General features: G+C 37.2%; 15 protein-coding genes and 1 pseudogene. 8 read left to right on the top strand and 8 right to left on the bottom strand.

Going from position 1 to position 11864, the window contains the following annotated elements; translation table 11 throughout:
• Positions 1-21: 21 nt before the first annotated feature.
• On the top strand, positions 22-324 hold the full coding sequence (locus ACUXEY_RS20925) for a YunC family protein (protein WP_000248463.1): 303 nt from the start codon (positions 22-24) through the stop codon (positions 322-324).
• Positions 325-378: 54 nt separating this feature from the next.
• Positions 379-1110, top strand: a complete 732-nt coding sequence (gene yunB, locus ACUXEY_RS20930; RefSeq protein WP_461301526.1) for a sporulation protein YunB — start codon at positions 379-381, stop codon at positions 1108-1110.
• Between the two features lie 36 nt (positions 1111-1146).
• Here yunB and ACUXEY_RS20935 read toward each other — a convergent pair whose 3' ends face one another.
• Positions 1147-2130: a M23 family metallopeptidase gene (locus ACUXEY_RS20935; protein ID WP_461301527.1), complete on the bottom strand. Its 984-nt coding sequence runs from the start codon at positions 2128-2130 to the stop codon at positions 1147-1149.
• 189 nt (positions 2131-2319) lie between these two features.
• On the opposite strand from ACUXEY_RS20935, the gene lipA reads away from it, so the two are divergent.
• Positions 2320-3216 (top strand): lipoyl synthase, encoded by an 897-nt coding sequence (gene lipA, locus ACUXEY_RS20940; protein ID WP_000166375.1) that lies wholly within the window; start codon positions 2320-2322, stop codon positions 3214-3216.
• 20 nt (positions 3217-3236) lie between these two features.
• Here lipA and ACUXEY_RS20945 read toward each other — a convergent pair whose 3' ends face one another.
• Positions 3237-3716, bottom strand: coding sequence for a YbaK/EbsC family protein (locus tag ACUXEY_RS20945; RefSeq protein ID WP_461301528.1), 480 nt, complete (start codon positions 3714-3716; stop codon positions 3237-3239).
• A 74-nt stretch (positions 3717-3790) separates the two neighbouring features.
• A complete protein-coding gene (locus ACUXEY_RS20950; RefSeq protein ID WP_461301529.1) occupies positions 3791-4345 on the bottom strand; it encodes a histidine phosphatase family protein in 555 nt (184 codons plus the stop codon).
• A 133-nt stretch (positions 4346-4478) separates the two neighbouring features.
• Here ACUXEY_RS20950 and ACUXEY_RS20955 point away from each other — a divergent pair.
• A pseudogene (locus tag ACUXEY_RS20955) lies at positions 4479-4900 on the top strand (hypothetical protein).
• 43 nt (positions 4901-4943) lie between these two features.
• Here the strand turns inward: ACUXEY_RS20955 and ACUXEY_RS20960 are convergent.
• A complete protein-coding gene (locus ACUXEY_RS20960; protein WP_461301549.1) occupies positions 4944-5759 on the bottom strand; it encodes a YhfC family intramembrane metalloprotease in 816 nt (271 codons plus the stop codon).
• A 99-nt stretch (positions 5760-5858) separates the two neighbouring features.
• Between ACUXEY_RS20960 and ACUXEY_RS20965 the strand changes: the two genes are divergently transcribed.
• Positions 5859-6590 (top strand): MerR family transcriptional regulator, encoded by a 732-nt coding sequence (locus tag ACUXEY_RS20965; RefSeq protein WP_461301530.1) that lies wholly within the window; start codon positions 5859-5861, stop codon positions 6588-6590.
• Between the two features lie 37 nt (positions 6591-6627).
• On the opposite strand, the gene ACUXEY_RS20970 is transcribed toward ACUXEY_RS20965, so the two are convergent.
• Positions 6628-7206, bottom strand: coding sequence for a YhcN/YlaJ family sporulation lipoprotein (locus tag ACUXEY_RS20970; RefSeq protein ID WP_461301531.1), 579 nt, complete (start codon positions 7204-7206; stop codon positions 6628-6630).
• Between the two features lie 115 nt (positions 7207-7321).
• On the opposite strand from ACUXEY_RS20970, the gene ACUXEY_RS20975 reads away from it, so the two are divergent.
• Positions 7322-7633: a YutD family protein gene (locus ACUXEY_RS20975; protein WP_002003766.1), complete on the top strand. Its 312-nt coding sequence runs from the start codon at positions 7322-7324 to the stop codon at positions 7631-7633.
• 297 nt (positions 7634-7930) lie between these two features.
• Here the strand turns inward: ACUXEY_RS20975 and ACUXEY_RS20980 are convergent, their stop codons facing one another.
• The 3 genes from ACUXEY_RS20980 to glpX form a co-directional block, all read right to left on the bottom strand.
• The gene (locus tag ACUXEY_RS20980; protein ID WP_461301532.1) at positions 7931-9010 is read right to left on the bottom strand and encodes an RNA-guided endonuclease InsQ/TnpB family protein; all 1080 of its coding nucleotides are present in this window, start codon (positions 9008-9010) and stop codon (positions 7931-7933) included.
• 242 nt (positions 9011-9252) lie between these two features.
• Positions 9253-9519: a DUF3055 domain-containing protein gene (locus ACUXEY_RS20985; RefSeq protein ID WP_000392615.1), complete on the bottom strand. Its 267-nt coding sequence runs from the start codon at positions 9517-9519 to the stop codon at positions 9253-9255.
• A gap of 16 nt (positions 9520-9535) precedes the next feature.
• Entirely contained in the window at positions 9536-10507 is a 972-nt protein-coding gene (gene glpX / locus ACUXEY_RS20990; protein ID WP_000439090.1) for a class II fructose-bisphosphatase, read from the bottom strand.
• A gap of 147 nt (positions 10508-10654) precedes the next feature.
• On the opposite strand from glpX, the gene ACUXEY_RS20995 reads away from it, so the two are divergent.
• Complete coding sequence (locus tag ACUXEY_RS20995; protein ID WP_000274007.1) at positions 10655-11095, top strand: DUF86 domain-containing protein; 441 nt, start codon at positions 10655-10657, stop codon at positions 11093-11095.
• Between the two features lie 79 nt (positions 11096-11174).
• A complete protein-coding gene (locus tag ACUXEY_RS21000) occupies positions 11175-11807 on the top strand; it encodes a helix-turn-helix transcriptional regulator (RefSeq protein WP_461301533.1) in 633 nt (210 codons plus the stop codon).
• The last annotated feature ends 57 nt before the right edge of the window (positions 11808-11864 follow it).

Genomic DNA, 11864 nt, shown 5'->3' on the forward strand with positions numbered 1-11864 from the left:
AGAAAGAGAGGAGTGTGAACTATGGTTAATGTGGAGCCAATTATAATCGATAATTATACGTTTATTGCGGTTAGCGTCAAACTTCCAAAGACAAATTTGCTAGCGGTAATGAGCGATAAAGGATATATTATGTGTGGTGCATTAGATGTAGGTCTTTTAAATGAGAAGTTAGGGGATCGAGGAATTATTGCTGGCCGCGCGGTTGGTGTAAGAACGATTGAACAACTTCTTGAAGCGCCGCTAGAATCAGTAACGATTGAAGCCGAAGCGTTAGGTATTACGGCTGGTACAATCGGAAAAGAAGCATTATTAAAAATGAGATAAGCATATATCGTCCCTCCTTCTTGCATAGAAATGATATAAGAAGGAGGGTTTTTTATGAGTATATTTCGTTCGAAAAATTCGCGGTTTGGAAGGGGACCTATTTCCTTTCGGCACATACTGCTTATGTCGTTTATTCTTTTTATCATATTACTCGTGCAAGGATTATGGATTGTAAATAGTAGCATTCAGCCGACATTAATTAAATATGGAGAAGTAGAGACGCATAAAATGGCGACAGCGGTTATGACAAAGGCGGTAAAAGATAGAATTAATGAAGGGTTCGATGTCGATTCATTAATGAAAGTACAAAATGATAAAAACGGGAAAGTATCCACAATTAATTTAAATACGAAGCAAGTAAATGAAATCGTAACTTCAACGACCATGTACATAGAAAAATATTTACAGCAAGTAGAACAAGGTGATTTGAAAGAGTTAGGTATTTCTGAAAAAAATGGAGCAACGATGGCAGTTCCTTTTGGTCGCGTAACGGATAATGCGCTTCTTGGAAATATAGGACCCGACATTCCAATTGATTTCACGACGATTGGTCATGTAAATACAGATATTAAACAAAAAATTGAACCGCACGGAATTAATACGACAGCGATTCAAATTATTATGGAGATGGAAGTCACGTTGCAAGTGATTATTCCATTTCATACGAAAGAAATAAAAGTGAAGCAAGACGTTCCGATTGCAACGCGCATTGTTCAAGGAGAAGTGCCTACGTATTATGGAAGCGGAAGTGTTGTTGTACCTGATAAAAAGAAAACGGATAGTTAGTCGAATATAAAAAATAACCGTAGCAATGTGCTACGGTTATCGTTTTGTATTCGCTCGTTCTTTTCGCTCCCAAAGACTTAAATGCATGTATGGATCGAAAGCCCATTCTGTATAACCATTGTCTTTATACATGCCGAAATGTAAGTGGGGCGGGAATTTTCCAGCTGTGCCGGGAGGGCCGTAACCGGTGCTACCAACAAATCCGATTACTTTTCCAGGCTCAACAATTTGTCCGAGCTGTATTTCTTTTGAGAATCCGCCTAAATGAGCGTAATAATGGTAATTATTATGAAGGTCGCGAATACCGATGCGCCATCCGCCAAGACGGTTCCAACCTTTTGTTTCAATAATGCCATAGCAAGTAGACCTTACTGGTACGCCATAGCCTGCAAAAATATCTGTTCCTTCATGAACTCTTCTTCCCCCAAAACTTCTTCCAGCGCCAAAAGTACTACGGTAGCTATGGTCGCTACGAATCGGAAGAGGGAAAGCATTTCCTTCTAAATTAATACGTCCATAATGTTTATAAATTTGGGCGTATTCGGTAATTAATTCAACTGTTTTCGCACGTCTATAATATTCCCAAAGCATAATGTGAATACGGTCTTCGGACAATCCTTGTTTCTTTAAAATCGTTGCTGCTGTATGCAAAAGATCACGATCGTTATTTGCATTTGCAAATCCATCTTTGTCACCGTCTAAACCCATCCCGCCAAATAGAGAAATTGTATGGGGGAGAGTGTCGTTACCATTAACGGGTCCGGCCCATACTTCTCGTTTGAAATAAAGGGAAATGATGGCATCTGGTTTTTTCGGAATATCTTTTCTTACGCTCCGTATATTTCTTTCATATTGATCCATTGCAGCTAAGTAATACCACGGAATGCCTGAAGATTGCTCGGTTTCTTTATATAGTGCCATGCGCTTTTCGTATATGCTTTGCTGATTATCTTCACCGTAAGCGATGTTTTGGTGGAGAAGAAAGCAAATCGAAAGCAAAAGAGAAATTTTTCGAAGCATGAAATAGACTCCTTTCACAACATCACTCTTTTTAGTGTGGGATATACGGAGTATTTCATTATAGGGAACGATTGGAAAAAATCTTAGAATCTTCATTTGAGCAAATCGCTTTCATACGTTAGAATAGATATGTTACATTGAAAGAAGCGAACACGGTAAACTATTTCATATTGTGCGGAGTTGATAACCATGACAAAACAAACAGAATATAAGCGCAAGCCCGAATGGTTGAAAATTAAGTTAAACACGAATGAAAACTATACAGGCTTAAAGAAAATGATGCGTTCTAAGAATCTTCATACAGTTTGTGAAGAAGCAAAATGTCCGAATATTCATGAATGCTGGGCTGTAAGAAAAACAGCAACATTCATGATTTTAGGTGCAGTATGTACACGTGCTTGTCGTTTCTGTGCGGTTAAAACAGGCTTACCAACTGAGCTTGATTTACAAGAGCCAGAACGCGTAGCAGATTCTGTAGTACAAATGGGCTTAAAGCACGTTGTTATAACAGCGGTTGCACGTGATGATTTAAAAGACGGCGGAGCAGCTGTTTTTGCTGAAACAGTACGCGCTGTACGTCGTAAAAATCCATTTACGTCAATCGAAGTATTACCATCTGATATGGGTGGAGTAGAAGAAAACTTAAAAATGTTAATGGATGCAAAACCAGATATTTTAAACCATAACATTGAAACAGTACGTCGATTATCTAACCGAGTTCGCGCTAGAGCAAAATATGACCGTTCATTAGAGTTTTTACGTCGAGCGAAAGAAATGCAGCCTGATATTCCAACTAAATCGAGCATTATGGTGGGGTTAGGTGAAACGAGAGAAGATTTAATTGAAGCAATGGATGACTTACGTGCAAACAATGTGGATATTTTAACTCTTGGACAATACCTACAACCATCTAAGAAGCATTTACCAGTTCTTAAATATTACCCACCAGCAGAATTTGCAGAGCTTAAAGAAATTGCACTTAGCAAAGGATTTAGCCACTGTGAAGCTGGTCCACTTGTGCGTTCTTCTTACCATGCGGACGAGCAAGTTCGTTCTGCAAAAGAAAAAACAGCAGAAGCAAAATAATGAAAGAAGAGAGCTAACAATTAGCTCTCTTTTTGTTCGTACTCTAAAACGGTATTTGGACATGTTAATAAAATCTTTTTTAATTCCTCTGTGGATAATTCAATTGTAAATTCAGGTACACCAGGTGTAATTAAAATTTTGTCGTAAGTATAAATCGTACAATCCACAATAATTGTTACATCTTGTGAATAACCGAAAGGAGCGACACATCCTGGCGTACAACCAGTTTTGTCTCGCAGTTCATCAGGAGAACAGAGAGATAAGCGTTCTCCTGTTATTTCTTTCATCTCTCCTCGGTTGAGTCTTGTGCCCTCTAACGTGAAAAATACGTAATAATCTCCAGACTTTGATTTTAAAAATAAGCTTTTACTTGGAGTACCTTGTAAGCCAAGCCTTTCACGTACGATACGATCTGTTTCATAATCGAGTACGGGTTCGTGCTCAAACTTTTCGTAAGAAGCATTTGTTTTATGTAGTAAAGCAAGTACATCTTCGTACATATGGAGTGATACCCCTTTCTATTGTTCGTACAGTTTCTTCTCGTGGCGTCAACTGAATGTGTTGGAAAGAGATATTACTTGGACGATGCTTCCCATAGTCGTTTTATAGTACATTGTTCATCGATTATAATTTCATAAACATCAGGATTCGTTAAAGCTCTCCATTCATTAAAGCCGATCGTGTGATCAAAGTGCTTTAAAATGAGCGTAAGTAAGTTTCCATGTGTAACGAGTAGTGTTGTAGTATGGTTTAATTTTAAAACGTCTTGGATAAGCGATATAGCACGGTCCGTTGCTTGTTTTGTCGACTCTCCGCCTGAAAAGGCAATTTCTATATTTGTAAAAGTAGATTCTAGTTTTTGCAACCAATCGTCCATTGGAACGTCGTTTAATATGCGTTCAGCTAATCGTTCATCTTCCTGGATAGACAAATTAGCTTGGAGCGCATAGGGCCGAATAGAATTGATAGCTCGCACAAATGGGCTTGAGATAATATGATCTATTTGTGGTTGGGTTTCTAAGAGGAATGTAGCAAGAGTGTTTGCTTCATTTTTTCCTGCAATCGTTAATTCGGCATCACGTTCTTGGCCATTTGCTGAACAATGTCGTATTACAATCAATTTCTTCATAATTCATCCCCATCTTTCAAGTTGACGCTATATACTTCGACAAATGTGAAAAAAATTCCTTTTTATTGGAAACGGCATATTGATTGAAATGTGTGGAAAAGTAATGTGGATAACGAATATTTGAGGTGCACTTATGAAAAAAATGATATGTATTATATTCAGTCTTTGTTTTTTTCTGTACTTGTCCACAACATATGCAGAATCGAATACAAAATTTAATTATCCAAGCAACCGAAATAAATCGTTTGTGAGTGAAGATATGTTTTATGAACAGTTAGATGAAAAGGTGTATAAAGAATATAAAAATGCAGCATATAGCGTTCGAAAAAAAATCTCATTTAAAGAAGTGCCTGATGAAGAATTTTCTTTCCTAAAAAAACAGCTGCGGGTTGTCGGAGTAGTGTGGTGTTTCAAGATTCTTTTATTCATCCTGATCGCCAAGTTTATTTTTTCGCTTCCTTTTCTCAAAATGAAGTAGAAGAGCTTCATAAGTATATTGTTATAGATGCAGAAACGAAGAGGGAGTTGCAAGAGGGAAAAAGCTATCGTCATTAGGATAATCTATATAAAAAATAACCCACCAATAGGTGGGTTATTTTTACTCCGGTACACTCATTAATTTCTCTTTCATTTTACGAATAAGAATGACAGCACCAATTGTGAAGAGAAGGGTAATTCCTTCTGCAACAAAGATGTTGATTGTTTTTGTTTGGTAAAGTGCGGCGAAAAAGTCTACAAATGCATGGAATAATATAGCGTAAACAAGGAAGATATATTTCTTCTGTTTTACTGCGTATAAGACAAGCATCGTAAAGGCAATTTGCAACACAAGAGCCATAATTCTTTCCAAGCTGCCAAGGAAGTATAAATAAGCAGGCTGCTCTATTAACATATCCTTTACAACATTTAATTGTGGTAGTTTTTCTGCCATTTGTGCGAAGCTACCGTTGTTAATAGCATTTGCGAATATAAGTGTCTGCAATGCAGAGAATCCACCAACTAAAATGGATTCAATCCCGCCGTGACCTATTCCGTAAGCAAAACCATCTTTATATTCTTGATATTTTTTTAGTAGGAAGAAGAAGGCAACGAAACGTCCTAATTCTTCAAAAATACCAGCGGTTAGTCCGCCATAAAGTGCAAAGACAAATGGATTTTCTAAAATTGGAGCGATTGCCGGATTTCCGCGCATAAATAGGTGGAATGGTGTCTCAAGAATTTGAGTAAACCCAATAAAAATAAGAGCACCAACGCCCACTACTTTCCAATTAATATGGTATTTTTTACGAAAATAAACAAACGCAATAATAGGTACCAGAATCGAAAGCACAAGTTGAATTGTGATACTGGCAATTACCGTACTTGAAATCATACTTTCACCGCTTTCTAATATATGTACATATCTATTATGCATGAAATATAGTGGAGATGAAACTTTTAACAAAAAATGAATTTACTTATTGACTCTAACGTTGCGTCATACTTTATCGTATGTATTAAGGGGGAGATACACATGACAATGAGGGTAAAAGAAGTAGCTAATTTAGTTGGAATTAGTGTGCGCACACTGCATCATTATGATGAAATTGGGTTGTTAACCCCAGACGAGACGACAGAGTCTGGATATCGTCTGTATTCCAATGAAAATTTAGAGACATTGCAGCAAATTTTATTTTTTAAAGAGCTAGGCTTCCCTTTGAAGAAAATTAAAGAAATTATCATGAGTCCATCATTTGACCGGGAAGAAGCATTACAGCTTCATAAGAAAATGCTTCTTGAAAAGCGTGCTAGGTTAGATAAGGTGATTGCGACGATTGATAAAACCATTCAGCATACAAAAGGAGAGATTGAAATGACGAACAAAGAGAAATTTGAAGGCTTCGATTTCAGCCATAATCCGTACGAAGAAGAAGCGCGTGAACGATGGGGAGACGCAGCTGTAGACAAAGCGAATGAATATGCGAAAGGTATGTCAAAAGACAATCAAGAAGAGTTCAATACGATTTATAGAAATTTAGCAGCGCTTAGACACGGTGCACCAGATTCTAAAGAGGCACAGGAAGCAATTGGAGTATGGTACGATTACTTGCAAAACTTCGGTGAATATTCACTAGATGCTTTTAAAGGGCTCGGTCAAATGTACGTCGCTGATGAGCGCTTCATGAAAAATATCGATAAGTTTGGCGAAGGATTAGCGCAGTTTATGTGTGATGCGATGGAGGTTTATGCGGATCGTAAGAAATAGTTAAAAATAAAGAAGGTGGAGGTTTTCTCCACCTTCTTTATTTTTTTATCATATGATTTAAAGACTGATCTCCCGTATTGTTCAAATGAGGATTTTTACTCATTTCACGCTTTAACATATCAAGGCTTTGCGTATATTCTGTATCATTTAAAGCACCAGATTGTAGCCCTTGAATTTGAGAAATCAACTTTTGGTCTGTTGAGACATATGCTTTATAATAGCGAGGGACGATGGACAAAGCAGCTCTATATACTTGATCCGTTACGAGTTTTGGATTTGTTGTGTTTGCACGGTATACAACAAATACTTCATCATCGGTAACGAGCGTAGCAGCGTTTGTAACGTCAGGAAGTTTGACTGTCATGCTTGTAATCATTTCAGCGACTTTCTCACGGTTAATGGCCCCTACTTGTTTGTTAGACACTTCATCCTTTTGTTTAGATGAATAACCGACTCTCGTTAATCGTGTATTTGTATTTTCCGTATGATACATGTCGTTTTTGTTGGAAACAAGAACACGGCTTCCTTCTTCACGTTCCATTTCGGCTTTATTTGCTGGCTGGCAGCCTGCAAATAAGGAAAGAGTGAGGAGAGAGAGCATAATTTGTTTTTTCACGATGTATCACCTCCTTCTCCATAGCATGCACTAATTTTCAATTTTTTGTATTTGAAATTGTTGGTTGGTATGCTTTGTGATACGATAAAAAGAAGAATGCTTAGAGAGGAAGTTAATGATGGAGCAAAAGCAAGAGCAAGAGATGCATGCTACGGTGAGCATTAATAATGTTCAGTACGAAGTAATTAAAAACTTTCGTGATGGTTTTAGTGAAGAAGCATTTAAAGAGCGTTATGCAGAAATTTTAAATAAATATGATTACATCGTTGGAGACTGGGGTTATGAGCAACTTAGATTGCGCGGTTTCTTTGATGATAGTAATCAACGTTCGACATATGATACGAAAATTAGTACGTTATCAGAGTATTTATACGAGTACTGTAACTTCGGTTGTGCACACTTCGTATTACGAAAAGTGAAGAAATAAAAAAATCCTCTTACGATTGTAAGAGGATTTTTTTACTTGCTCACAAACATATTGAAATTGAATCGCCTTCAGAAAGTATTGTATTGGGTTTCATTTGTTGTTCGGAAAACATCATCATACTACAGATGCGTTACGCTCCTTTTTGAGATTCCCAGGATTAAAGTCGTAAGCCTGAACCCTTGCAGAATGAAGGATGGGATTCTTGAATGACTAAACGTTCGCAGTCCATTTCTGTTTTGAACAGTCTTCAAGATGAGGGCATCTCATTGCCCCTCCTAAACCAGACCATATAGGTGTTTAGGCTGATTGACTGTTACCATCAATCACAGTTGCGTAGCGAATGTTCATCGCCCCAACGATATCACGATGTGTCTCAAACCCACATTGACACTTGTATTTTCTATCTCGCGCTTTGTTCTTTTCAGCACATTGCGGACAACTTTGACTTGTATAAACTGGATTCACATATTCAATCTGAATACCAGCTAACATTGCTTTATACGCAATAAATCGTGATAAACGATAGAATGACCAAGTGTGTAGGTTTTTTTCGTTTTTACGGCTTGTTCTTGCCGTCTGTCTTATACTCGTTAGTTTTTCTAATCGAATGACAGAAATATGATTATCAACCGCAAAATTAATAATTTTACGACTTATTTTATGATCTTTGTCCTGCATCCATCTTTGCTCTTTATTATCTAATCGCTGAATGGCATTCAATTTTTTGTCTTTTCCTAACTTCTTACGAACACTACGAAACTGACGCTTCTTATATTTGTTTTGTCTACCATTCCCAAAGAAACGAACCTTATCATCATCTGTGATTGCTACCGCAGGGACCTTGAGGCCTAGGTCTATCCCTAAAATTTTCGTTCCTACTCTTTCACTTGTAGGAAGTGTGACAGATATTTGGGCTATCCACTTATTCGATTTCTTTGTGATACGAAGTGTGCCTAACTTATGTTTTAACGAATTTAAATTGCGATTGTTTTTATCGACTAATAAAGCGCGTACCTTTAAACGAGTTGACTTTCCATTTATCATTAACGGGATAGAAATATGATTGTAATCGAAGGAATAATTTTGATTGTTCCATACGCAAATAGGCTTCTTTAGAATCGGAATAGTTTTATAATTGCTCTTCTTTACTTTTGTAGCAAACAAACTTTTCGCATCTTTAATCGCTTGATTCTTCACCGCACTTGGGATATTCGCTTTAATATCTTTTGTGCTTTTCTTTGTACTTCTCTTTGCTTCAACCATTTCTGATACAAGTGTATTTATAACTTTGATATATTCATGGCTACTTTGTTCCAATAAACGAATTTGTACTTTTGTTGGAATCAATTTCACTTTCACTGTTAGGGTCTGTGACATACGTTTTATCCCCTTGTTTTTGGATTTCCGGCATCGGTTATTTGATAAGTTTTTAGCAACATGTTGAAATGTTCTTCTATCAATTACTTATTTACGGAAAACTACAACAGGAAAAAGACCGAAGAAACTACCTACACTTTGGAGTTCCTTCTATTTATTTTTAATTATAATACGGGAGATTGAAAATTAAAAATATTTATATTGAAAAAACACCAGCTAAAATAGCTGGTGCATACGATAAATTATATAAGTTCAAATAAAAATGAGCGTAGTTCTTCTGCAATTTCTTCAGTCATAGAAAATGCATGCTCTAAGTAGCCTGGTTCGTTTAAATCGTCAGGACCGATGATTGCAAATTTATTGCGCTGCATATCAAGGACAATTGTTTTACCGTAATGACGATCGGAGTATAAAAGCGCTAAATCATGACGCTCATTTTCTCCCATAAAGCTAACGAAACGAGTTCTTGTAGCGACTGTATCGTCGTACAGAAAGAAACGTTCTTCCATACACATGGCTCCTTTATTAAATATCTAAGTTTAAGTGTGGTTTATGATCTAAATGGTGATGCGTTTTAATGAATCGTACCGTTCTTGTTTTGTAGCGCATAACGATAGAATATGTTTCAGCTAAATCTCCGCCAAGGAATTTCACGCCGTCTAATAACTCACCAGCAGATACACCAGTTGCTGAGAAGATTGCATCATCCCCAGATACTAAGTCATCTAACATAAGAAGTTGACGAGGATCTTCTAATCCCATTTCACGACAACGAGCTTCTTCTTCTTCGTTCATTGGAACTAAGCGAGCTTGCATTTCACCTTCAAGGCATTTTAATGCTGCTGCAGAAATAACGCCTTCTGGAGCTCCGCCAATACCTACGAATAAGTCAATACCTGTTCCAGGTAGTGCTGTTGCGATTGACGCACCAACATCACCATCACCAAATAATTTTACGCGTGCACCTTTTGCACGAACACGGTCAATAATATCTTGATGACGTTCACGTTCTTGAACGATAACTGTTAGATCGCGAATCTTTTTATTGTTAGCTTCTGCTACAATTTCAATTGTTTTTTCAATTGGATCATCTAAGCTAATTTTACCAGCTGCTTTTGGACCAACCGCGATTTTTTCCATGTACATATCAGGAGCATGAAGAAGGTTTCCTTTATCTGCGATTGCGATAACTGCCATTGCATTTGCAAGACCTTTTGCAACAATGTTCGTACCTTCTAATGGGTCAACGGCGATGTCTACTTCTGGACCGTTACCTGTTCCTAGTTCTTCACCAATATATAACATTGGTGCTTCATCAAGTTCTCCTTCACCAATTACAACTGTACCTGCCATGTTTACTGAATCAAACATATCACGCATTGCTGTAGTTGCTGCATCATCTGCTTCGTTCTTCTTTCCGCGGCCCATCCACTGTGCGGATGCTAATGCTGCTGCTTCTGTTACACGGACAATTTCTAGTGCGAGTTCACGTTCCAAGATTTCATTCCTCCAATTTCAAAAATCATACAAATATAACTATAACAAATAACGGAGAAAAGGTGAATTCGAAAAATTGTCGATTTTTTCAGAAGAAAGCGTTACAATTAAAATGTAAATGCTTTAATTTCCAGGTAGGTGACATTCATGTATTTTGTAGACAGAAAGAAAATAGAACAAATGCTAGTATGTTTAGAACGAGCAACAAGTACATTTCAAGAGAAAAAGATATATGAAACCGAGTTTGAATTTTACGCATTAGAACGCATAGCGCATCTAATTATTGATTCTGTATTAGATGTAGGGAATGCGATGATTGATGGATTTATTATGCGCGATCCAGGAAGCTATGAAGATATTATTGATATTTTAATGGACGAGCGAGTGATAAGTGCAGAAGATGGACAAGGGATGAAAGAAATTATCCTTCTTCGAAAAATGCTTACGCAAGATTATATTCAAATGAATCATGATGAATTATATAAGACGATTCAAAAACATATTGCAGTGGTAGAGAAATACCCAGCAAATATTCGCAGTTATTTAGAGAAGGAATTAGGACCTGTATCTGCATTTGTACCAGAATAATTATGCTTATAAGATCCCCAAGGTACCTTTTTGGGGATCTTATATTGTATGTGAGAAAGAAAAGGGAGAAGGTTGAAACATGGGGGAAGCACGTACGACGAAAGATGAAATTGTACAATTGTTGAAAGTAAAGGGAGAGCACACGGTAGCAGAACTAGCTGACGTTTTAGAGATTACAGAAATGGCGATCCGAAGACATTTAAGTAATCTTGAGAAAGACGGTTTCATTTATTCCAAGATGGTAAGGCAACATATCGGAAGACCAACTTATTTGTATGGATTAAGTGAAAAGGGAGAAGATACATTCCCGAAGGAGTATAAGCAATTTGCGATTGATATGCTAGAAGATTTAGCTCGAATGGGTGATGAAAAAATACTTCGTTACGTTTTAAAAGAGAGAACGAAGCGAATGGAAGAACAGTTGCAAAAGCGAGTGAGTAATCAAAAGAATTTAGCATATAAAGTGCAAGAGATAGCGGCTATGCAAGAGAAAAATGGTTATATGGTTCAAATAAAGAGAGATGGAGAAAACTCTTTCGTAATTGAAAAACAAAACTGTCCGTTAAAGGAAATTGCAGAGAGATTCCCGCAAGTATGCGAAGATGAAAAAGAGATGTATAATCGTTTATTTGCAGGAGCAGATGTGAAGACGTTAGCAAACATGTGTGAGGGCGATTGTAGTTGTTCTTACCAAGTAAAAGAGAAAAAATGAACGTTATGGGGCGCTTTAAGGTAAAGCGTTTTTTTCTTTGGAAAAAGCGGGTAATAT

The organism is Bacillus sp. F9_6S_D1_P_5 (assembly GCF_054823925.1).